The 22,045-nt window shown below is 71.6% G+C and carries 20 protein-coding genes; 16 read left to right on the forward strand and 4 right to left on the reverse strand.

The features are described from left to right. Positions 1 to 549 precede the first annotated feature (549 nt). The gene (locus ACTWJ9_RS31580) at positions 550 to 1,674 is read right to left on the reverse strand and encodes a CapA family protein (protein WP_443296060.1); all 1,125 of its coding nucleotides are present in this window, start codon (positions 1,672 to 1,674) and stop codon (positions 550 to 552) included. A 179-nt stretch (positions 1,675 to 1,853) separates the two neighbouring features. Here ACTWJ9_RS31580 and ACTWJ9_RS31585 point away from each other — a divergent pair, with 179 nt between their 5' ends. Further along, on the forward strand, positions 1,854 to 2,261 hold the full coding sequence (locus ACTWJ9_RS31585) for a YciI family protein (RefSeq protein ID WP_384205708.1): 408 nt from the start codon (positions 1,854 to 1,856) through the stop codon (positions 2,259 to 2,261). Between the two features lie 8 nt (positions 2,262 to 2,269). Continuing rightward, positions 2,270 to 3,457, forward strand: coding sequence for an RNA polymerase sigma factor (locus ACTWJ9_RS31590; protein ID WP_443296134.1), 1,188 nt, complete (start codon positions 2,270 to 2,272; stop codon positions 3,455 to 3,457). Positions 3,458 to 3,570: 113 nt separating this feature from the next. Here ACTWJ9_RS31590 and ACTWJ9_RS31595 read toward each other — a convergent pair whose 3' ends face one another. Then, positions 3,571 to 4,257 carry a TetR/AcrR family transcriptional regulator gene (locus tag ACTWJ9_RS31595; protein ID WP_279337750.1) on the reverse strand — a complete coding sequence of 229 codons (687 nt, stop codon included), beginning with the start codon at positions 4,255 to 4,257 and terminating at the stop codon, positions 3,571 to 3,573. 100 nt (positions 4,258 to 4,357) lie between these two features. On the opposite strand from ACTWJ9_RS31595, the gene ACTWJ9_RS31600 reads away from it, so the two are divergent. From ACTWJ9_RS31600 to ACTWJ9_RS31625, 6 genes are all read left to right on the forward strand, one after another. Next, entirely contained in the window at positions 4,358 to 5,944 is a 1,587-nt protein-coding gene (locus ACTWJ9_RS31600) for an acyl-CoA mutase large subunit family protein (RefSeq protein ID WP_279337749.1), read from the forward strand. 42 nt (positions 5,945 to 5,986) lie between these two features. Then, entirely contained in the window at positions 5,987 to 7,546 is a 1,560-nt protein-coding gene (locus tag ACTWJ9_RS31605; protein ID WP_279338157.1) for an acyl-CoA carboxylase subunit beta, read from the forward strand. 72 nt (positions 7,547 to 7,618) lie between these two features. Further along, positions 7,619 to 7,813: an acyl-CoA carboxylase subunit epsilon gene (locus ACTWJ9_RS31610; RefSeq protein ID WP_279337748.1), complete on the forward strand. Its 195-nt coding sequence runs from the start codon at positions 7,619 to 7,621 to the stop codon at positions 7,811 to 7,813. Between the two features lie 19 nt (positions 7,814 to 7,832). Further along, positions 7,833 to 8,294, forward strand: coding sequence for a cobalamin B12-binding domain-containing protein (locus ACTWJ9_RS31615; RefSeq protein WP_279337747.1), 462 nt, complete (start codon positions 7,833 to 7,835; stop codon positions 8,292 to 8,294). Further along, positions 8,291 to 10,066 (forward strand): acetyl/propionyl/methylcrotonyl-CoA carboxylase subunit alpha, encoded by a 1,776-nt coding sequence (locus ACTWJ9_RS31620; protein WP_443296135.1) that lies wholly within the window; start codon positions 8,291 to 8,293, stop codon positions 10,064 to 10,066. Before ACTWJ9_RS31615 ends, ACTWJ9_RS31620 begins: the two co-directional genes overlap by 4 nt. Before the next feature lie 322 nt (positions 10,067 to 10,388). Beyond that, positions 10,389 to 10,721 carry a putative quinol monooxygenase gene (locus ACTWJ9_RS31625; RefSeq protein ID WP_443296061.1) on the forward strand — a complete coding sequence of 111 codons (333 nt, stop codon included), beginning with the start codon at positions 10,389 to 10,391 and terminating at the stop codon, positions 10,719 to 10,721. Positions 10,722 to 10,734: 13 nt separating this feature from the next. Here ACTWJ9_RS31625 and ACTWJ9_RS31630 read toward each other — a convergent pair whose 3' ends face one another. Both ACTWJ9_RS31630 and ACTWJ9_RS31635 read right to left on the reverse strand, forming a co-directional pair. Further along, positions 10,735 to 11,622 (reverse strand): endonuclease/exonuclease/phosphatase family protein, encoded by an 888-nt coding sequence (locus ACTWJ9_RS31630; protein WP_388707718.1) that lies wholly within the window; start codon positions 11,620 to 11,622, stop codon positions 10,735 to 10,737. 147 nt (positions 11,623 to 11,769) lie between these two features. Beyond that, positions 11,770 to 12,729, reverse strand: a complete 960-nt coding sequence (locus tag ACTWJ9_RS31635; protein ID WP_443296062.1) for an ABC transporter substrate-binding protein — start codon at positions 12,727 to 12,729, stop codon at positions 11,770 to 11,772. An 84-nt stretch (positions 12,730 to 12,813) separates the two neighbouring features. Between ACTWJ9_RS31635 and ACTWJ9_RS31640 the strand changes: the two genes are divergently transcribed. The 8 genes from ACTWJ9_RS31640 to ACTWJ9_RS31675 all read left to right on the forward strand — a co-directional run bounded on the left by ACTWJ9_RS31640 (position 12,814) and on the right by ACTWJ9_RS31675 (position 22,014). Then, complete coding sequence (locus ACTWJ9_RS31640; RefSeq protein WP_279337743.1) at positions 12,814 to 13,812, forward strand: FecCD family ABC transporter permease; 999 nt, start codon at positions 12,814 to 12,816, stop codon at positions 13,810 to 13,812. Then, on the forward strand, positions 13,809 to 14,912 hold the full coding sequence (locus tag ACTWJ9_RS31645) for a FecCD family ABC transporter permease (protein WP_279337742.1): 1,104 nt from the start codon (positions 13,809 to 13,811) through the stop codon (positions 14,910 to 14,912). Before ACTWJ9_RS31640 ends, ACTWJ9_RS31645 begins: the two co-directional genes overlap by 4 nt. Further along, complete coding sequence (locus ACTWJ9_RS31650) at positions 14,909 to 15,724, forward strand: ABC transporter ATP-binding protein (protein WP_387040435.1); 816 nt, start codon at positions 14,909 to 14,911, stop codon at positions 15,722 to 15,724. The genes ACTWJ9_RS31645 and ACTWJ9_RS31650 overlap by 4 nt, the downstream gene beginning before the upstream one ends. A 204-nt stretch (positions 15,725 to 15,928) precedes the next feature. After that, positions 15,929 to 16,960: a LacI family DNA-binding transcriptional regulator gene (locus ACTWJ9_RS31655; RefSeq protein ID WP_279337740.1), complete on the forward strand. Its 1,032-nt coding sequence runs from the start codon at positions 15,929 to 15,931 to the stop codon at positions 16,958 to 16,960. Between the two features lie 333 nt (positions 16,961 to 17,293). Then, a complete protein-coding gene (locus tag ACTWJ9_RS31660; RefSeq protein ID WP_387040437.1) occupies positions 17,294 to 18,391 on the forward strand; it encodes an ABC transporter substrate-binding protein in 1,098 nt (365 codons plus the stop codon). A 65-nt stretch (positions 18,392 to 18,456) separates the two neighbouring features. Continuing rightward, a complete protein-coding gene (locus ACTWJ9_RS31665) occupies positions 18,457 to 20,028 on the forward strand; it encodes a sugar ABC transporter ATP-binding protein (RefSeq protein ID WP_279337737.1) in 1,572 nt (523 codons plus the stop codon). Next, positions 20,021 to 20,983 carry an ABC transporter permease gene (locus tag ACTWJ9_RS31670; RefSeq protein ID WP_443296064.1) on the forward strand — a complete coding sequence of 321 codons (963 nt, stop codon included), beginning with the start codon at positions 20,021 to 20,023 and terminating at the stop codon, positions 20,981 to 20,983. Before ACTWJ9_RS31665 ends, ACTWJ9_RS31670 begins: the two co-directional genes overlap by 8 nt. Beyond that, entirely contained in the window at positions 20,980 to 22,014 is a 1,035-nt protein-coding gene (locus ACTWJ9_RS31675) for an ABC transporter permease (RefSeq protein ID WP_387040440.1), read from the forward strand. The genes ACTWJ9_RS31670 and ACTWJ9_RS31675 overlap by 4 nt, the downstream gene beginning before the upstream one ends. Positions 22,015 to 22,045 lie beyond the last annotated feature (31 nt).

The raw sequence follows: 22,045 nt of genomic DNA on the forward strand, positions 1-22,045 counted from the left end.
ACCGTGTACGTGGAATACAATTCCTCCACTCGCTCGTTCTGCGGTTTCGCGGTGAAATCCAGGTGGGTGGGTGTGGCGACGGACATGCATGTCGCCACGGTGGGGGCGTCTGGTACGGCCGACAAGGGAAATTCGTTGTCCGGCCCGAGCCTGTACGCGCTCGGCCCGTCCCGTGAGACAGCGTGGGAGCACGACGGTCAGGACTGCGTGTTGTTCGGAGCACGCATTTCGGATCCAGAGGGGAACCAGTACTTCCATCAGTCGGCCAATGCCGCGATCGGATACACGCGGTTGTGCGTCTGAAATCTCCCGGCGTCCATCCGGTCGTCCAGGCACTCGTAGCCTGACCGCGGGAGAACCCCCTCACGCGGGAATTTCGCACATCGGGACGGGCAATCACCAGGTCCGCTCGGACCTGGGTGAACTCCGGGCACACGAGGTCTCGGTGATCGCCGACTGAGTCGAGGCCCGACCGGCGGGGCCGGCCGTGAAGTGGCCGGCCCCGCCTGTGCGAGCGGTGCGGCGATGGAGGGACCGGGAGGCGGGATCTCAGAGCGCCGGGCGTTGGCGGTTCGGCTCCAGTGAGAGTGTGCCGTCCGGTTCGAGGGCCGGGTGCACGGGAGCGCTGACACGGTCGAGGGTCGCGTGCATCCAGGCGGCGTCCTGGCGCGAGGCGGGCTCCAGCCGCATACGCCGGGAACACAGGGGCATCATGCGCAGGCCCAAAAACCGGCCGGTGTCCGCCGCCACCGTGACGAAGTAGGCGAGCCGGAGGTCGTCGCGGTACTCCTCGTACCCGCTGATGCCCTCGTAGTCGTCGATGAAGTCGCCGCAGCCGTACAGCACCAGCCTCTGCCGGTACACCTCGATGGGGCGGGGGTGGTGCGAGGAGTGCCCGTGGACGAGGGCGGCGCCGCCGTCCACCAGGGCGTGCGCGAAACGGATCTGTTCGCGGGGGACGTGGTAGCCCCAGTTGGAGCCCCAGTGCACGGACACGACCACGGTGTCGCCCGCACGTTTCGCCCGCTGTATACGTTCCACCACCGCGGCGGCCGTGCCGGCCGACAGATCGGGGAGACGGGCGACGCCGGAGCGGGCCGCGGTCGCCGCCCAGCCGGACGGGACACCGCTGGAGCCCGCTCCCAGCGCGAGGACGAGGACACGGCCGCCGGTCCTGACGGGGACGACCGCCGGCCGGTACGCCTCGGCGGCACCTCGCCCGGCGCCCGCCACCCGCAGGCCCGAGCGGTCGAGCGTCTCCAGTGTCTCCGCCAGGCCCTCCCGGCCGAAGTCCAGCACATGGTTGTTGGCCAGGACGCAGACGTCGGGCCGGGCCACCGTCAGGGCGGGCACGTTGGCCGGATGCATGCGGTAGTGAACCGCCTTGCCGGGGGCGAACGCGTCACTGCGCGTGACGGAGTTCTCGAGGTTGACGATCCGTACGTCCGGGGCGGCCCCGGCCAGCAGTCGGAGTGCCTCACCCCACGGCCAGGACGGGGGCACGGGGGCCGGGACCGGCCCATTGACCGACTCGGCCATACGGACGTAGGTGCGGGCATCCGCGACACAGGTCTCCCGCAGCACCGGATCGCCGGGGCGGGCCAGGATCTGGTCGACGCCGCGGCCGAGCATCACATCGCCGCACACGAACAGCGTCACCACGTCGCCGCGCATACCACCACGGTAGACGCGCGCCTGCCGAGGCGGGCCGGGCCACGCATCGGGCGAACCCTCCGCCGGGCTCGTCCACGAGAGCCAAAAAAACGGACGTCGATGTCGAGAACCCCTGGCCGGCCACGTCCCCGCAGTGAACGCGCCCACAATGGGGCGCACCAGGACCGAGGAGAGACACGATGGCCAAGTACTTGCTGCTCAAGCACTACCGCGGCGCTCCGGCTCCGGTCAACGACGTGCCCATGGACCGGTGGACGCCACAGGAGATCTCGGCCCACGTGCAGTACATGAACGACTTCGCGGCCCGGCTCGAGAAGACCGGCGAGTTCGTCGACAGCCAGGCGCTCGCCCCCGAGGGGACCTTCGTCCAGTACGGCGGCGAGGGGCGCCCTCCGGTCACCGACGGCCCGTTCGCCGAGACCAAGGACCTCATCGCCGGCTGGATGGTCATCGACGTCGACACCTACGAACGTGCCCTCGAGCTGGCCGGGGAACTGTCGGCCGCCCCCGGGGCGGGCGGGAAGCCGATCCACGAGTGGCTCGAGGTACGCCCGTTCCTGGCCGCGCCGCCCACCATCACGGAGTGACCTCGTCCATGGACGAGGTCCTGCTCCGGAGCCTCACGCCGAGTGTGCTCGGAATCCTCGTCCGCCGGGGAGCCGATTTCGCGGCGGCCGAGGACGCCGTGCAGGACGCGTTGGTCGAGGCGCTCCGCGTCTGGCCGGCCAGTCCTCCGCGGGATGCGAAGGGCTGGCTGGTCGCCGTGGCCTGGCGCCGGTTCCTCGACGCGAGGCGGGCGGACGCCTCCCGCCGCCGGCGGGAGGACCTCGTCCACGAGGAGCCGGCACCCGGGCCCGCGTCCGCGGTGGACGACACCCTCCAGCTCTACTTCCTGTGCGCCCACCCGTCGCTGACGCCGTCGTCCGCCGTCGCGCTCACGCTGCGCGCCGTCGGCGGGCTGACGACCCGCCAGATCGCCCAGGCTTATCTGGTGCCTGAGGCGACCATGGCACAGCGGATCAGCCGGGCCAAGCGCACCGTGGCCGGCAGTGGGGTCTCCCCTGCTCATGGGGAGAAGCCGAGAGCTCGGGGAAAGTTCGATCAGCCCGGTGACGTCGCGACCGTACTGCGCGTCCTCTATCTGGTCTTCAACGAGGGCTACTCCGGCGACGTCGACCTCGCCGCCGAGGCCATCCGGCTCACCCGGCAGCTCGCGGCCACGATCGACCACCCCGAGGTGGCGGGGCTGCTCGCCCTCATGCTGCTCCATCACGCCCGGCGCGCCGCCCGGACCGCGCCCGACGGCAGCCTGGTGCCGCTCGCCGAACAGGACCGTGGCCGATGGGACACCGCTCTGATCGCGGAGGGCGTCGAGATCCTTCAGGCGGCCCTCGCCCGCGACCGACTGGGCGAGTTCCAGGCCCAGGCCGCCGTCGCGGCGCTCCACGCCGACGCGCCCACCGCCGAGGAGACCGACTGGGTGCAGATCGTCGAGTGGTACGACGAACTCACGCGCCTGACCGGCAGCCCGGTCGTCCGGCTCAACCGAGCGGTGGCCGTCGGCGAGGCCGACGGGCCGCGCGCCGGACTGGCGGCGCTCGCGGAACTGGACGTCTCACTGCCCCGCCACACCGCGGTGGCGGCGTACCTCCACGAGCATGACGGTGACCTGGCGACGGCGGCCCGGCTGTACGCCGAGGCAGCCCTGAAGGCACCCGACCTCGCCGAGCGCGACCACCTGACACGTCAGGCGGCCCGGCTCAACACCCGGCGGCGCCCCTGACAGGCCGCGCTTTCGGATCTTCCCCCTGCGTGGGGCCCGGTCCCGTGGCCGGAGCGGTCACCTCGACGTGAGCAGGCGCCCTCATCGAGGGGCACGGGGCATGCCGGACGTGTTCACTGCTCGGGGTGGCCCTCGAGGAGGCGCCGCAGTGAGGGGAGCAACGCGTCGATGTCCTGTCCGCTCCGGAAGGCGACGACCGTGGTGCCGCCGGTGTCCGTCTCCGAGCGGGACTGCGGACCCGGGAACAGGGCGAGCACCTCACGCATCGCGGCGTCGACCTCTTTGACGGGGTCGGGGGACTCGCCCCGGAGCCACCGGCGCAGCACGTGGTTGTGGGCCGCGACCACGGACGCGGCCATGAGCTCGGACCTGAGCGAGGTCGACTCGCCGGAGTCTCCCAGCCAGTTCGAGATGAACTCGCGGAACAGGCGCTGGTAGCGGGCCACGCTGGCGATCTCGCGGTCGCGGAGCGCGGCGACCTTGCTGGTGAGCCGGTACCGCCGGCGGGCGAGATCGCCCTCGTCGAGGTAGTGCAGCAGCACCAGGCGGACCGCGTCGGAGACGGCGGCCAGGGCGGTCTCGTGGTTGGAGGTGGCCAGGCGGTCCTTGATCTGGTCCAGCATCCGGTCGTGGTCGGGGAAGATGACGTCTTCCTTCGCCGGGTAGTGCCGGAAGAAGGTGGTGCGGCCCACACCGGCGCGTTCGGCGATGTCATCGACGGTGGTCTGCTCGTATCCGCGCTCGTCGAACAGGGCGAAGGCGGCTTCCGAGAGCCGGATCCGCGCGGCTGGCTTGCTCATGATCACCCATCCTTCCCTGTCTCGTCCTTCGGGGGCCACTTGCCCAATGGAATGGTACTGCGTACCGTTCAAAAGAGATGGAGTACCACAGGAGGTCATCGTGGGTTCTCTCGCACGCAGCGAGTCCGGGCTGCCGATCCAGCCGGTCTACGACGCCGGGACACCGGCGGGCTTCGACGCGAACGCCAAACTGGGCGCGCCGGGACGGTTCCCGTTCACCCGGGGCGTGTATCCGTCGATGTACACCGGCCGGCCGTGGACGATGCGGCAGTACGCCGGCTTCGGCACCGCGAAGGAGTCCAACGAGCGCTATCACGAGCTGGTCGGCGCCGGCACCGGGGGCCTGAGCGTGGCCTTCGACCTGCCGACCCAGATGGGCTACGACTCCGACGAGGCCATCGCCCAGGGCGAGGTCGGCAAGGTCGGTGTGGCGATCGACTCGATCCAGGACATGCGCACGCTGTTCCGGGGTCTGCCGCTCGACAAGGTGTCGACGTCGATGACGATCAACGCACCGGCCTCGACGCTCCTCCTGCTGTACCAGCTGGTCGCCGCCGAGCAGGGCGTCCCGGGCGACCTGCTGACCGGGACGATCCAGAACGACGTGCTCAAGGAGTACATCGCCCGCGGCACCTACATCTTCCCGCCGAAGCAGTCGCTGCGGTTGATCAGTGACATCTTCGCCTACTGCCATCGAGAGCTGCCGCGCTGGAACACGATCTCCATCTCCGGCTACCACATGGCCGAGGCCGGGGCCACGCCCGCGCAGGAGATCGCGTTCACCCTCGCCAACGCCAGGGAGTACGTGCGCGCCGCGCTCGCCGCAGGCCTGGACGTCGACGACTTCGCTCCGCGCCTGTCCTTCTTCTTCGTCGCCCGCACCACGCTGCTGGAGGAGGTCGCGAAGTTCCGCGCCGCCCGCCGCATCTGGGCCCGCGTCATGCGCGAGGAGTTCGGCGCCCGGAATCCGAAGTCACAGATGCTGCGCTTCCACACGCAGACCGCCGGTGTGCAGCTGACGGCCCAGCAGCCGGAGGTCAACCTGGTCCGGGTCGCGCTGCAGGGCCTGGGAGCGGTCCTGGGCGGGACTCAGTCCCTGCACACCAACTCCTACGACGAGGCCATCGCCCTGCCCACCCAGAAGGCAGCACGACTGGCCCTGCGCACCCAGCAGGTCATCGCTTACGAAACCGATGTGACCAAGACCGTCGACCCCTTCGCGGGTTCCTACTTCATGGAGTCGATGACCGACGAGATCGAGGCGGCGGTGCTGGAGCTGATGCAGGCCGTCGAGGACCGCGGCGGTGCCGTCGCGGCCATCGAGCAGGGCTTCCAGAAGTCCGAGATCGAGCGCTCCGCCTACCTGATCTCTCAGGAGATCGACAACAAGGAACGCACCGTGGTCGGCGTCAACACGTTCGTTCTGGACGAGGAGGAACCGTACGAGCCGCTGCGCGTAGACCCCCAGATCGAGTTCGACCAGCGGGAACGCCTCGCCGCCCTGCGCAGGGACCGCGACAACGACGCCCTCGAACGAGCCCTCGACGCCCTGCGCACCGCCGCCCAGGGCACCGAGAACGTGCTCCCCGCGATACGGGAGGCCCTGCGGGGGCACGCCACGGTCGGTGAGGTCTCCCACGCGTTGCGCGACGTCTGGGGCGTACACGTCCCCCACGACACCTTCTGACCAGTGAGCCCCGGAGTGGAACAACCAGTGAACGACATCGACATGCGTACGACCGCGGGGAAGCTCGCGGACCTGCAACAACGTATCGACCAGGCCACGCACGCCGGCTCGCAGCGCGCGGTGGAGAAACAGCACGCCAAGGGCAAACTGACCGCCCGGGAACGGATCGCCCTGCTGCTGGACGAGGACTCCTTCGTGGAGCTGGACGAGTTCGCCCGGCACCGCTCCACCGGCTTCGGCCTGGAGACCAACCGCCCCTACGGCGACGGCGTCATCACCGGCTACGGCACCGTCGACGGCCGCCCCGTCGCCGTCTTCTCCCAGGACTTCACCGTCTTCGGCGGCGCCCTGGGCGAGGTCTACGGCCAGAAGATCGTCAAGGTGATGGACTTCGCCCTGAAGACCGGCTGCCCCGTCATCGGCATCAACGACTCCGGCGGCGCCCGCATCCAGGAGGGCGTGGCCTCACTGGGCGCCTACGGCGAGATCTTCCGCCGCAACACCCACGCCTCCGGCGTGATCCCGCAGATCTCCCTGGTCCTGGGCCCGTGCGCGGGCGGCGCGGTCTACTCCCCGGCGATCACCGACTTCACCGTCATGGTCGACCGGACGTCGCACATGTTCATCACCGGACCGGACGTGATCAAGACGGTCACCGGCGAGGACGTCGGCTTCGAGGAGCTGGGCGGCGCCCGCACCCACAACACCGCCTCCGGGGTGGCCCACCACCTGGCCGGCGACGAGAAGGACGCCATCGAGTACGTCCAGCAGCTGCTGTCCTACCTGCCCTCCAACAACCTCGCCGAGGCGCCCGCCTTCCCCCAGGAAGCCGACCTGGAGCTGACCGGCACCGACCGGGAACTGGACGTCCTGGTCCCGGACTCCGCCAACCAGCCCTACGACATGCACACCGTCATCGAGCACGTGCTGGACGACGGCGAGTTCCTCCAGACCCAGCCGCTGTTCGCCCCGAACATCCTCACCGGCTACGGCCGCATCGAGGGCCGCCCCGTCGGGATCGTCGCCAACCAGCCGCTGCAGCTGGCCGGCTGCCTGGACATCACCGCCAGCGAGAAGGCCGCCCGCTTCGTGCGCACCTGCGACGCCTTCAACCTGCCGGTGATCACCTTCGTGGACGTGCCCGGCTTCCTGCCCGGGGTGGACCAGGAACACGACGGCATCATCCGCCGCGGCGCCAAACTGATCTTCGCCTACGCGGAGGCCACCGTCCCGCTGATCACGGTCATCACCCGCAAGGCGTTCGGCGGCGCCTACGACGTGATGGGCTCCAAACACCTGGGCGCCGACCTGAACCTGGCCTGGCCCACCGCGCAGATCGCGGTGATGGGCGCCCAGGGCGCGGTCAACATCCTGCACCGGCGCACCATCGCCGGCGCCGAAGACCCCGAGGCCGCCCGCGCCCAGCTGATGCGGGAGTACGAGGACGCCCTGCTCAACCCCTATGCCGCGGCCGAGCGCGGCTACGTGGACGCGGTGATCATGCCCTCCGAGACCCGCCGCCACCTGGTCCGCGGACTGCGCCAGCTGCGCACCAAACGCGAGACGCTGCCGCCCAAGAAACACGGCAACATCCCCCTCTGACCCCCGCCGACCCCCCAGCCCTCTTCCAACCCGCCTCTTCCAGCCCGCCTTCTCGCCCCCCCAGGAGCCGCTGTGATCAAGGTCGTACGGGGCAACCCCACCCCGGAGGAGCTCGCCGCCATGGTCGCGCTGCTCTCCGCCGTCCGCGCACCGGATCCCGGGCCCGCTCCCCTCCGTGCCGGTGCCTGGGCCTCCCCTCGCCTGCTCCTGCGCACGCCACAGGGATACGGCCCTGCCGGCTGGCGCACCTCAGCCCTCCCCCAGTGAATTTCCGAACGGAGAGACCATGAACGTCCTGCGACAGCGCGCAGATCTCGGCGGTGCGGCGCCGCCCCGGCTGCGTGTGGTGATCGCCAAGCCCGGGCTCGACGGTCACGACCGCGGCGCCAAGGTGATCGCCCGCGCGCTGCGCGACGCCGGGCACGAGGTGATCTACACCGGACTGCACCAGACCCCGGAGCAGATCGTCGCCACCGTCATCGCCGAGGACGCGCCCGTCCTGGGGCTTTCCGTCCTCTCGGGCGCCCACCTGACGATCGTGGGGCGCGTGATCGAACTGCTGGCACGGGAAGACGCGAGCGACGTACGCATCCTGGTCGGCGGCATCATCCCGGACGCCGACGTCCGCGCGCTCGAAGCCATGGGCGTCGCCGCGGTGTTCACCCCCGGTGCGAACATCCGCCGCATCGTCGAGACCGTCGACGCGCTCAGTGCCGACCGGACGGACGTACAGGAGACGGCATGCTGACCAAGGTGCTCATCGCCAACCGTGGCGAAATCGCTGTCCGTGTGGCCCGGGCCTGCCGGGACGCCGGCCTCACCAGCGTCGCCGTCTACGCCGACCCGGACCGGGACGCTCTGCACGTCCGCGCCGCGGACGAGGCCTTCGCCCTGGGCGGTGACACCCCGGCCACCAGCTACCTGGACAGCGACAAGGTCCTCAAGGCCGCCGCCGAGTCCGGCGCGGACGCCATCCACCCCGGCTACGGCTTCCTCTCCGAGAACGCCGACTTCGCCCAGGCCGTCCTGGACGCCGGCCTGACCTGGATCGGCCCGCCCCCGGCCGCCATCCGCAACCTGGGCGACAAGGTCGCCGCCCGGCACATCGCCCAACGCGCCGGCGCCCCCCTGGTGGCCGGCACCCCCGACCCGGTCACCGGGGCCGAGGAGGTCCTCGCCTTCGCGAAGCAGCACGGCCTGCCCATCGCCATCAAGGCCGCCTTCGGCGGCGGCGGCCGCGGCCTGAAGGTCGCCCGCACCCTGGAGGAGATCCCCGAGCTCTACGACTCCGCGGTCCGCGAGGCCACCGCCGCCTTCGGCCGCGGCGAATGCTTCGTCGAGCGCTACCTGGACCAACCCCGGCACGTGGAGACCCAGTGCCTGGCCGACACCCACGGCAACGTGGTGGTCGTCTCCACCCGCGACTGCTCGCTGCAGCGCCGCCACCAAAAACTCGTCGAGGAGGCCCCCGCCCCCTTCCTCTCCGACACCCAGGTGGCCGAGCTGTACGCCTCCTCCAAGGCCATCCTCAAGGAGGCCGGCTACGTCGGCGCCGGCACCGTGGAATTCCTGGTCGGCGCCGACGGCACCATCTCCTTTTTGGAGGTCAACACCCGCCTGCAGGTCGAACACCCGGTCACCGAGGAGGTCGCCGGCCTCGACCTGGTCCGCGAGATGTTCCGCATCGCCGACGGCCAGCCGCTGGGCTACGACGACCCGCCGCTGCGCGGCCACTCCTTCGAGTTCCGCATCAACGGCGAGGACCCGGGCCGCAACTTCCTGCCCGCCCCCGGCACGGTGACCGCCTTCGCCCCGCCCACCGGACCCGGCGTGCGCCTGGACGCCGGGGTGGAGTCCGGCAGCGTGATCGGCCCGGCCTGGGACTCGCTGCTGGCCAAACTGATCGTCACCGGCCGCACCCGCGCCGAGGCCCTGCAGCGCGCCGCCCGCGCCCTGGACGAGTTCACCGTCGAGGGCATGGCCACCGCCATCCCCTTCCACCGCGCGGTGGTGGCCGATCCGGCCTTCGCCCCCGAGCTGCACGGCCAGGACGGCCCGTTCAGCGTGCACACCCGCTGGATCGAGACCGAGTTCGTCAACGACATCAAGCCGTTCACGGCCGGCACCGACGCCGAGGCCGACGAGGAGGACGCGGGCCGCGAGACCGTGGTGGTCGAGGTCGGCGGCAAGCGCCTGGAGGTCTCGCTGCCCGCCTCGCTGGGCATGTCGCTGGCCCGCACCGGGCTGGCGGCCGGCGCCCGGCCCAAGCGGCGGGCGGCCAGGAAGTCCGGCCCGGCCGCCTCCGGCGACACCCTGGCCTCCCCGATGCAGGGCACCATCGTCAAGATCGCCGTCGAGGAGGGCCAGCAGGTCCAGGAGGGCGACCTGGTGGTGGTGCTGGAGGCGATGAAGATGGAACAGCCGCTGAACGCGCACCGCTCGGGCACCGTCAAGGCGCTGAGCGCCGAGGTCGGCGCGTCCGTCACCTCCGGCGCGGTCATCTGCGAGATCAAGGACTGACGGGTCCTCAGCCTCCGCCGCGTGCCGGTCCGCAGCGGCGGAGGCTTCGTCCCGAGCGGCCGACGCGGCCGTCTTCGGCCGCTCGGGCGAGCGGACGGGGCACCGCCCCACGCCGAGGCCCGCCCGCTCCGTGTCGGCTACGATCTTTGCAGTCGGCCGTGTTCGACCTGTGTCACGGCCACGACCACGCACTGCCGGATCCATCGAACCGGTGACCGTCCCGGCTGGCGGAGCGGGCACCGCCCGGGCCGGTGTTCGCCCGTCGGACGATGGCTCCGGGCGGTGCGACGGCGCGCAGAGAACCGATGAGGGAGACCGACCGATGATCTTCATCACCGCCAAATTCCGTATCCGTCCCGAGTACACGGACCAGTGGCCGGACATCGCCGCCGACTTCACCGCGGCGACCCGCGACGAGCCGGGTTGTCTGTGGTTCGACTGGTCCCGCAGCATCGACGACCCGACGGAGTACGTCCTGGTCGAGGCCTTCCGTGACGACGCGGCGGGGGCGGCCCATGTACAGTCCGAGCACTTCAGGGCCGCGCAGCGGACCCTGCCGCCGCACCTCGCCGAGACCCCGCGGATCGTGAACGCGACGGTGCCGCAGGACGACTGGTCGCTGCTGGGCGAGATGAGCGTTCCCGAGAAGGGCTGACGTCCCGTCCCCTTCAGCGGCCGCGCCGGTGCAGCTTCAGGTCCGTGACCACGGGGCGGTGGTCCGACGCGTCCGTCGCGGCCTCGTGGGCACCGGTCACGGTGATGCCGGGGGAAACCGTCACCAGGTCGATGCGCTTGACGGGGTCGACCGCCGGGTACGTCCCACCGCCGTCCGGGGCGGCGTCCCGCAACCGCCGCCACAGCGGCGCCAGCTCCGGAGCCGTCGCCTCGGCGTTGAAGTCGCCGACCAGGATCTTCGGTCCGTGGTCGGAGGCCAGCACCTCGAGCATGTCCGCCACCTGGGCCGCACGGATCGACGGGTCGGCCCGGTGGTCCAGATGCGTGCTGTAGACGTGCACGAACACGCCCTTGACGTCGACCGTCACCTCGGCGAAGCCGGGCGCCGGGGCGGGCACCGGATCGGACGTCTGGGTGGAGAGCCGGGTGATCTCGTGGTTCTCGGCCTCGAGCACCGGGGGGCGGCTCAGCACGGCGACACCGTACTGCCGGCGCTCCCCGTCGGCGGTGGCCGGGTCCAGATCGTAGATCGGTGCGAAGAACACCCGCATGTCCAGCGCGTCGGCGAGCGCGCGGGCCTCGTCGACGAAGTCGCTCCGGGCGCCCCAGTGCACGTCGACCTCCTGGAGACCGATCACGTCGGCGTCCAGACCGCGTAGGGCCTCCGCGGTGCGGCCGAGGTCGAAGACCCCGTCCTGGCCGGCTCCGGCGTGGATGTTGTAGGTCGCCACCCGCAGCGGTACGGCCGGGGCCTGCGCCCCGGAGGGTCCGGCCGCCGCCGGTGTCGCCGTGGCGAGTACGACGGCCATGACGGCTACGGCGGCGGTCAGCGGGGCGGCCGTACGGGCACCGCGGACGGGGCGTCGGGAACTGTGCGGCATGCCTTCTCCGAGCCGAGTGGACGTCATGACCCGTGTCACGACCGCGTCATTCTCTCTCGCTCGGCCCGGCTTCTGTGGGCAGTTCGCCGCTTCCCGGCCGGGTCCGCGGTGCCCCGGACCGACGGGGCGGGAGCGGGGCGGCTCAGGTCACTCGGTGAGTGCCTTCTCGATGTCGGTGATGACCTGCTCCATGGCGTTCGGGCCGTTGCTGCTGCTCCAGACCTGGCCGTCGACCCCGTGGTCCTGTCCTGCCTGGACGGCGTTCATCCGGGTGAAGGCCTTCTCCGAGCGTGCGGCCTCCAGCGCCTTGTCGCCCTCGGCGTTGAGCGTGGCGATGAAGACGTGGTCGGCGTCGGCCCGGGTGAGGTTCTCCAGGGACAGCGGGTCCGAGTGCGGCTGCGCGCCGAGGTCCTCGGCGATGGGCATCGGTGTCAGACCGGCCTCCCGCAGCATCGCGGTGGGCATGTTGGCGGCGTTCATCACGATCGGGCCGCCCGGCATCCACCGCATCACGAGGCCCGTGCCCTTGGCGCCGTCGCCCGCCTTCCGCGCGCGGTCGAGCAGGGCGTCGATCTTCTGGTCGAGTTCGTCGGCCTTGCCGAGCGCCTCGCCGTAGGTGTCGAGGCCGAAGCGCCAGTCGCCGGCGGCCGGGACGATGGTCGGTGCGATGGCGGAGAGCGTCTCGTACTGCGACTTCTCCAGATCGGGGCCGGTGAGGATGAGGTCCGGCTCGGCCTTGAGGATCGCCTCGGTGTTGGGTTCCCGGACGGTGGCGACCAGCGGGATGCCCTCGGCCCGTTCGCCCAGATAGGCGGGGGCGTCCTCGGCTCCTCTGGCGGCGCTGGTGCCCACCGGGGTGACGCCGAGGGAGAGGGCGGTGTCCAGGGAGGCGTCATTGAGGGTGACGACCTTCTTCGGCGTGCCGTCGATCTTCACCTCGCCGAAGGCCGTCTGCACGGTGCGCCCGGTCCCGGCGTCCGCCGCCTTCTCCGTGCTGTCGCCCGGAGTGCCGGAGTCGGAGCCCGAGCAGGCGGCGAGGGTCATGACCAGCGGGGCGGCCGCCAGAGCGAGAGCGGCGGAGCGCAGCGGGGAGCGGCTTCCGGACATGGGGGTCTCCAGGAAAGGTGGATGTATGACACAAGCAAAATTAGGTTAACCTCACCTTTGTTGAATGCGGAAGGAGGGACGGTCGTGACGCTGCGTTCACTCGTCCTGCGCGGCTTGCTGCCCGGCGCCGGGCTGCTGCTGGCGGCCGTACTCGCGAGTCTGCTCCTGGGCGCGGGGGAGGTCGGACCGGGGCGCGCCCTGGCCGCCCTGCTCGGCGGGGCGGACGGCGATGCCCGTTTCACCGTGCTGGAACTGCGGCTGCCGCGCACCCTGGTCGCGGTCGCCGTCGGCGTGGCCCTGGGCGTCGCGGGAGCCCTGCTCCAGGCGGCCGCCCGCAACCCCCTGGCCGAACCGGGCCTGCTGGGGGTGAGCGCGGGGGCGTCCTTCGCCGTGGTCGTCGCCCTGGTCCTCGGTGCTTCGGCGGCCACCCTCGGCCCGTATGTGGCGGTCCTGGGGGCGGGCGCGGGGTGTCTGCTGGCGCTGGCCGCGGCCCGGCTGCGCGGGGCCGGGGACGATCCCGTGCGCCTCGTGCTCGCCGGTGCGGCCTTCAGCGGGCTGATGGCCGCGGGCTCCTCGGTGATGCTGCTCGTCGACGCCCGGGCCGCCGACGAGATCCGCTTCTGGACCATCGGGTCGGTGGCCGGACGGGAACTGGCGGATCTGTGGGCCGTCGTCCCCGTCGTCGGTCTCGGGCTTCTCCTCGCCGTCCTCGTGGCTCGCTCCCTGACCGCGCTGAGTCTCGGTGACGACGTGGCCACCGGCCTCGGCCACCGGCCCGGCCGGGTCCGGGCCCTCGCGGTGACGTCCGTGGCCCTGCTGGTCGGCGGGGCCACCGCCCTGGCGGGCCCCGTGGCCTTCGTCGGGCTCGTCGTGCCGTTCGCCGCCCGCGCCCTGGTCGGCCCGGACCTGCGCCGGCTGCTGGCCGTCTCCGTCTTCATCGGCCCCGCCACCGTGCTCACCGCCGACGTCGTCTCCCGGCTCGTCGCGCGCCCCTACGAGATGCCCCTCGGCGTCATGACCGCGCTCCTGGGCGCGCCCGTCCTGGTCGCCGTCGTCCGATCCCACAGGTTGCCCTCGCTGTGAAGACTCTCCCCGACCCGTCCGGACCGGCGACCGGGACCGCGGCGCAGGCCCGCCGCGCACCGCGCGGCGTCCCCGGCACCTGGCGCCTGGCCGTCGGCCCCTACGCCGTCCTGGTCCCGCGCAAGCCGCTGCTGGGCACCGCCGCCGTCCTGGTCGTGCTGATCGCCGCGAGCGGGGTGCACCTCGCCGTCGGCGAGATCTTCGTCCACCCGCTGGACGCGCTGCGCGCTCTGGCGGGCGAGGGCACCCCCCGCGACGTCCTGGTCGTCGAACGTCTGCGGCTGCCGCGCCTGCAGGCCGGCCTGGCCGTCGGCGCCGCCCTCGGCGCGGCCGGCTGCCTGATGCAGACCCTCGCCCAGAACCGGCTGGCCACCCCCGACACCGTCGGCCTCAACGACGGCGCCGCGGCCTTCGCCGTCGCCTCGGTCACCGGAATCAGCACCGGTCTGCTGCCCAGCGCCGCCGCTCTCACCGGTGCCGCCACCGCCGCCGCCCTCACTCTCGCCCTCAGCGGCGGCGCCGGACGCGGGGGCTACCGGTTCCTCGTCGTGGGTCTCGGCGTCGGCGCCGTCTTCGGCGCGGTCACCAGTCTCGTCCTGGCCCGCTCGGCCGCCGACGCGGCCAACGCCGCCTACGGCTGGACCGTCGGTACCCTCAACGGCCGCGATCAGGGAACGGTGTCCCTGCTCGCCGTCGCCCTGCTCCTCGCCCTGCCGCTCGGCATGGTCCTCGGCCGCCGGCTGCTCCTGCTGCGCCTGTCCGACTCCGTCGCCTCCGGTCTCGGCGTCCGGGTCAGGGCCCTGCGCCTGGCCGTCATCGCCGTCGCGGTCGTCCTCGGCGGCCTCGCCGTCGCCGTCGCCGGGCCGCTGGGCATGATCGCGCTCGCCGCCCCCGAGGCCGCCCGCCGCATCGCCGGGCCCCGCGCCGTCCCCGTCCTGCTCTCCGCCCTCGCCGGGGCGCTCTTCACCCTCCTCGCCGACCTGGTGGGCCGCACCGTGCTCGCTCCGCTGGAGGTCCCTGTCGGCCTCGTCACCGCCGTCGTCGGCGGCCCGTACCTGATCTGGCTGCTGCTCACCACCCGTACCAGGAGGTCCCTGTGAACCCGGTCGACGCCGACAGCCGCCTGCGCACCCGGGCCCTGTCTCTGGGGCACGGCTCCGACCTCGTCATCGACGGTCTGGACCTCGCTCTGCCTCAGCGCCGGGTCACTGTCATCGTCGGCCCCAACGGGTGCGGCAAGTCCACCCTCCTCAGCGGGCTGGCCCGCACCCTGCGCCCGCGGGGCGGCGCCGTCCTCCTCGACGGCCGGGAGCTCGCCAAGATCCCCACCCGGGAGATCGCCCGCACCATCGGCATGCTCCCCCAGTCCGCGATCGCCCCCGACGGCCTCACCGTCCGCGACCTCGTCCGCTACGGCCGCCAGCCCCACCAGGGCCTGCTGCGTCAGTGGTCCGCCGCCGACGCCCGCGCGGTCGAGGAGGCGCTCACCGCCGCCGACCTGCACGGCCTCGCCGACCGCCCGCTCGAGACGCTCTCCGGCGGTCAGCGCCAGCGTGCCTGGATCGCCATGGCCGTCGCCCAGGAGACCGAGATCCTCCTCCTCGACGAACCCACCTCGGCCCTCGACATGGGCCACGCCCTCGAAGTGCTCGAACTGGTCCGCTCGCTGGCCGCACAGGGCCGCACCCCGGTCCTGGTCCTCCACGACCTGACCACCGCGTGCCGCTACGCCGACCACATGATCGCCCTCAAGGACGGGGCGGTGGTAGCCCAGGGCGCCCCGTCCGCCATCGTCTCCCCCGACCTCGTCCGAGAGCTCTACGGCGTCGAGAGCTCCATCCTCACCGACCCGGTCCACGGCACCCCGGTGATCTGTCCCCTGCACATCGCCACCTCCACGGCGGGCACCTGACCCCGAAGCGGCGGTCCGGGCGGGGACGGCGGGGGGCGGCCGGTCCGGGTCCGCCCTCCCCGTCCCGCCCCTGGCCTTGTCAGTGTCGCGGAAGCGCATGTATAACGTTGTAAAACTCTCATCCGGCGGCTCGGCGCCCGGCTCACGGTGACGGCACCCGTCTCGGCTCCGGTCCCCGGCCGGGCCGTCCACGAAGGGATTGCCGTGCGGGTCAGCCTCAAGGACGTCGCCGCGCACGCGGGGGTCTCCATCAAGACCGTCTCCAACGTGGTGAACAACTATCAGCACGTCACCCCTGCCATGCGCGAGCGCGTCCAGAGATCCATCGACGCTCTCGGCTACCGGCCCAACCTGACCGCCCGGCACCTGCGCAAAGGGCGCACCGGCATCATCGCGCTCGCCCTGCCCGAACTCGGCAACCCCTACTTCGCCGAACTCGCCGCCGCCGTCATCGACACCGCGGCCGAGCACGACTACATCGTGCTGCTGGACCACACCGGGGGCCGCCGTGAGCAGGAGATCCTGGTCAGCCAGGGGTTCCGGGCCAGGGTCATCGACGGACTCATCCTCAGCCCCATCGAGCTGGAGGCCAAGGACTTCCGCGAGCGCACGGAGCAGGTGCCGCTGGTGCTGCTCGGCGAGCGGGAGTACGACCTGCCGTACGACCACATCGCCATCGACAACGTCGCCGCGGCCCGCGCCGCCGTCCGGCACCTGGTCTCACTGGGACGCCGCAAGGTGGCGTTCATCGGGGCCCGGCGCGCCCGCAGCGAACCCGCCCAACTGCGGGTACGGGGCTGGCGCGAGGAGCTCACCGCCGTCGGGCTCCCCGCCGACGAGGGCCTCGTCGCCGCCACCGACGGCTGGGGCCACGCGGACGGTGCGGCGGCGATGGCCCACATCCTGGACAGCGGGCAGCGGCCCGACGCGGTGTTCGCCTACAACGACCCGATGGCCATCGGGGCGATGCGGGTCCTGCACGAGCGTGGCCTGCGGATCCCCGACGACATCGCCGTCGTCGGATTCGACGACGTGCTCGAAGGACGGTTCGGCGCGGTGACCCTCACCTCCGTGTCACCGGACAAGGCCGCCATCGGCAGACTCGCGGTGGAGTCGGTGCTGGCCCGGCTGCACGACGCGGCTCCCGAGCCGCGTCGCATCCGGGCCGACTACCGCCTGGTCGAACGGGAGAGCACCCTGGGCCGGCCCGCCGGCACCGGAACCGCGGACGTCTGACCGCGGGTGTCGGCTCCCGGCTCACCGGCCGTGCGGGCACCTCCCCGGGCCCCGAACCGGGCCTGGACCGGCCCCGTCCGGCAAGCGCTTGCCGGACCCGCTCCGCGTCCGCGCGCCGTCACCGCCGCGGGCAGAACTTGCCCGCCCCGCCCACCCTCTCCCCCGCCGCGCTCCGCTCCCGCCTTGCGCGCAGGGGGTTTACAGCGTTCTTCCAACGATGTAAAAACCTGTTGGCGGCGAACCGGACGCCGTATCGCCCACCGGGAGCAGCACCGGTTCCGCGCTCTCCAGCTCCCCAGTTCCCTTTTCAGCGTCACCCGGATCGGGGTCACCATGCAGCGCACCACTCATCGCCCTCACCTCCTCGCCCGCCCCGTGCTCGTGGCCTTGGCCGCCACGGTGGCCCTGACCGCCACCTCCTGCGCGAAATCGGAGGACGACGCGTCGGACAGCAAGAAATCCCCGGCAGCCGCGGCCGACGCCGGCCAGAAGGTCGTCACGCCGAAGCCGGGCGGCAAGACCTGCGCCATCGACGCGTACGGCGGAAAGGAACTCGACCTCAAGGGCGCCACCGTCGGCTTCTCGCAGTCGGAGAAGGAGGCCAACCCGTTCCGCATCGCCGAAACGCAGTCCATCAAGGACGAGGCGGCGAAGCGGGGGGTCAAACTCCTGACGGCCAACGCCCAGTCGCAGTTCTCCAAGCAGATCAGCGACGTCCAGGACCTGCTCGCCAAGGGTGCCGACCTGCTGGTCATCGCGCCGCTCAACTCCGACGGCTGGGACCCGGTGCTGCAGGCCGCCGCCGCCAAGAAGGTCCCGATCGTCACGATCGACCGCAAGATCAACGCCACCGCCTGCAAGGACTACGTCTCCTTCATCGCCTCGGACTTCGTCGAGCAGGGCCGGCGGGCCGCCGACCAGATGATCGAGGCCACCGGCGGCAAGGGCGAGGTCGCGATCCTGCTGGGCGCGGCCGGGAACAACGTCACCACCGAACGCACCGAGGGATTCAAGGAGCGGGTCGCGGAGAAGGCCCCCGGTCTGAAGGTCGTCTTCGAGCAGACCGGTGACTTCGCCCGCGAGAAGGGGCAGCAGGTCACCGAGCAGCTCATCCAGTCCAAGCCGGACATCAAGGGCATCTACGCGGAGAACGACGAGATGGGCCTGGGCGCGGTGGCCGCGCTCAAGGGCGCGGGCAAGAAGGCCGGCGACGTCGAGATCGTCACGGTCGACGGCACGCGCAACGCCGTACAGGGCATCGTCGACGGCTGGATCACCGGCGTCATCGAGTCCAACCCGCGGTTCGGTCCGCTGGCGTTCGAGACGCTGGACACCTTCACCCAGGGCGAGGAAGTGCCTCAGGAGATCGTCATCCAGGACAGCGCCTACGACGCCGACAACGCCGGGCAGGACCTCGGCAAGGCCTACTGATCCCCCGCGGGGCCCGTTCCCTCCGGGCCCCGCCGTCCGTCACCACTCACTTCCTGGAGGCACAGGTGGCTCCCCCCGCCGCAGTCCTCGCGGTCCGCGGACTGAGCAAGACCTTCCCGGGCGTCCGGGCCCTGGACGACGTGGACCTGACCCTGCATCCGGGCGAGGTCCACGCCCTGATCGGCGAGAACGGCGCCGGCAAGTCGACGCTCATCAAACTCCTCACCGGTGTCCACCGGCCCGACGCGGGTGACATCGTTTTCCAGGGCCGTGAGGTCTCCTTCGCCACACCGCTGGAGGCGCAGAAGGCCGGGATCTCGACCATCTACCAAGAGGTCAACCTCATCCCGCTGCTGAGCGTGGCCCGCAACCTCTTCCTGGGCCGCGAGCCGCGCACCCGTCTCGGCCTGCTGGACTTCGCCCGTATGCACAGGGAGGCCGAGGAGACCCTGCGCTCCTACGGCGTCCGGGTGGACGTCCGTCTGCCGCTGCGCGTCCTCGGCGTCGGTGCTCAGCAGATGGTCGCCCTGGCCCGCGCGGTGGCGACCGAGGCGCGCGTCGTCATCATGGACGAACCGACCTCCTCGCTCGAACCGCGTGAGGTCGAGACGCTGTTCTCGGTGATCCGGCGGCTGCGTGACGAGGGCATCGCGGTCGTCTACGTCAGTCACCGGCTGGACGAGCTGTACGCCGTGTGCGACACGGTCACCGTGCTGCGCGACGGGCGGCGCGTCCATCACGGCCGCCTCGCCGACCTCGACCGTCTCTCCCTGGTGTCGACCATGCTGGGCCGGGAGCTGGGCGAGGTCCGCACGGAGGGCCTGACCCGGTTCACCGGCGACCACCACGCCGTCAGCGCCCAACCGGTGCTGGAGGCGAGGGAGCTGACGGCCCCGCACAAGTTGCACGAGGTGTCCGTGGCGATCCGGCCCGGCGAGGTCGTGGGACTCGGCGGACTCCTCGGGTCCGGGCGGACCGAGACGGCCAAGGCCATCTCCGGTGCGCTGGCGACGAGTTCCGGGCAGGTCCTGGTGGCCGGTGTCCCGTTGCGCGGCGGCTCCACCCCCGCCGCCATCCGGGCAGGCATCAGTCTGCTGCCCGAGGACCGCAAGAGCGAGGGCATCGTTCCCGGGCTCTCGGTCCGCGAGAACATCTCACTGGCCGTGCTGCCCCGGCTCTCCCGTTTCGGTCTGGTCTCCGAGGCACGCGTCGACAGCGTCGTGGACACCTTCGTCGAGCGGCTGCGCATCAAGGCGTCCTCCCCGCACCAGAAGGTCGGTGAACTGTCCGGCGGCAACCAGCAGAAGGTGCTGCTCGCCCGCTGGCTGGCGATGAACCCCAAGGTGCTGCTGCTGGACGAGCCCACCCGGGGCATCGATGTCGGGGCCAAGGCCGAGGTGCAAAGACTCGTGGACGAACTGGCCGCGGACGGCCTGGCCGTTCTGCTCATCTCCTCCGATCTGGAGGAACTCATCGAAGGGTCCGACCGCGTGGTCGTGCTGAAGGACGGTGCGGTCGTCGGCGAACTGGCCGGCGAGGACGTCACCGAGGACACACTGATGCGGACCATCGCCGGGCACGCACCGGCCGGGAACACGGCCGGTGCCACGGCCGCGGAGGAGGCCGGCGATGGCTGAAGCCGCTCTGCGCACCGCGCCGCTGGACCGGGCCCGCGTCCTGCAGTGGCTGCAGACATACGGCGTCTACGCCGGCGTGGCACTGCTGCTGGTCGTCAACACCGTCATCACCCCGCACTTCCTGTCCGCGGAGAACTTCCGCACCCAGGCCGTGCAGGTCTCCCCCGTCATCATCGTCGCGCTCGGCATGGCCCTGGTCATCGGCACCGAGGGCATCGATCTGTCGGTCGGCGCCGTGATGGCGCTGGCAGCCTCCGTGACCGCCCTGTACCTCGGCTACGGTCTGCTGCCGGCGCTGCTGGTGGTAGCGGTGTTCGCCGCCGCGGTGGGGGTGGCCAACGGGGCACTGGTCGCCTTCGTCGGAGTGCAGCCGATCGTGGCCACCCTGGCGCTCATGGTCGGCGGCCGGGGCCTCGCCCTGGTCCTGCTGCCGCAGCTGGAGGATCTGCGCAACCCCGCGCTCGCCTCCCTGGGATCCGGCGACGTCCTGGGCGTCCCCTATCTGATCCTCATCGCCGCCGTCCTGGCGCTGCTGGCCGCGTTCGTGGTCCGCCGCACCACGTTCGGGCGCCAGCTGCTGGCCATCGGTGACAGCCGCCCCGCGGCGCAGCTGGCGGGCCTGCCGGTGCGGCGCGTGCTGATCGTCGTGTACGTGCTGTGCGCGCTGCTGGCGGCCGTGGCGGGCGTGCTGGCCACCGCCCGGCTCCAGGCCAGCGACCCGACCTCACTGGGCAATCTGATGGAACTGTCCGCCATCACCGCCGTCGTGGTCGGCGGGACCCCGCTGACCGGCGGCCGTGTCAACATCGCCGGCACCGTGGCGGGAGCGGTCCTCATCCAGTTGCTCACCGCCACCCTCATCAAGCACGATCTGCCGCCGTCGTGGACCCAGATCGCGCAGGCCATAGTGATCGTGTGCGCGGTCTACGCGGCACGGGGACGGGGGAAACGATGACCGCGACGAAGACGGACGTGCCCGTGGCCACCGCGGGCGGGCGACCGCCGAAGGCCGCGGGCCCCGAGGGTCCCCTGCGCTCGGAGCGCCTCAGTGCCCTGGTCCAGCAGCACGGGGCGCTGGCCGTGCTGGTGCTCGTCTCGCTGGTGGCGTCGGTCGGCTTCGACTCCTTCGCCACCGGGGACAACGTCGGCAACATGGCGACGAGTTCGGCTTTCCTGGCGATCGTCGCCCTCGGGATGACCTTCGTCATCATCACCGGGGGCATCGATCTGTCGGTCGGTTCCCTGTTCGCCCTGGGCGGCGTCCTGGCGGCCTGGGGGTCTCGGCACGGGACCCTGGTGGCGCTGCTGCTGCCCCTCGTGGTGTGCGGTGGGATCGGTGCCGTCAACGGCCTGCTGGTGGCGCGTTCCCGGCTGGCGCCGTTCATCGTCACCCTGGCGGCCATGCTGGGGGCGCGCGGTCTGATGCTGGCCCTCACCGACGAGGGCGCCGAGACCTACCTGATCGGCAAGGGTTCCTTCCTGTCCGAACTCGGCCAGGGCACCACGCTCGGCATCGGCAACCCCGTGTGGGTCACCCTGACGCTGTTCGTCGCCGGAGCGGTCGTCCTGCGCCGCACCCGCTTCGGACAGCATGTGTACGCGGTCGGCGGCAACGAGGACGCCGCGGCCCTGATGGGTGCTCCGGTGGCCCGGACCAAGATCCTCGTCTACACGTTGTCCGGGGTGCTGGCCGGGCTGGCCGGTGCGTTCAACGCCGCCTGGCTCGCGTCCGGTGTGACCATCCTCGGCAACGGCATGGAGCTGGAGGCCATTTCCGCCGTCGTGATCGGCGGCACGCTGCTCACCGGCGGCCTCGGCTATGTCAGCGGCTCGCTGGTCGGTGTCCTTCTGCTCAAGGTGATCCAGAACGTCATCAACCAGATCGGCTCCCTGGACTCCTCCTACCAGCAGGTCGTCAGCGGTGCCTTCCTGGCCGTCGTGGTCGTCGCCCAGACCTGGCTGGGCCGCAGACGCCAGTTGCTGTGAAGCTCCGGACGCGGCAGCCCCCTCCCCGAAA

The organism is Streptomyces sp. GDS52 (assembly GCF_052246875.1).
Lineage (GTDB): Bacteria > Actinomycetota > Actinomycetes > Streptomycetales > Streptomycetaceae > Streptomyces > Streptomyces cathayae.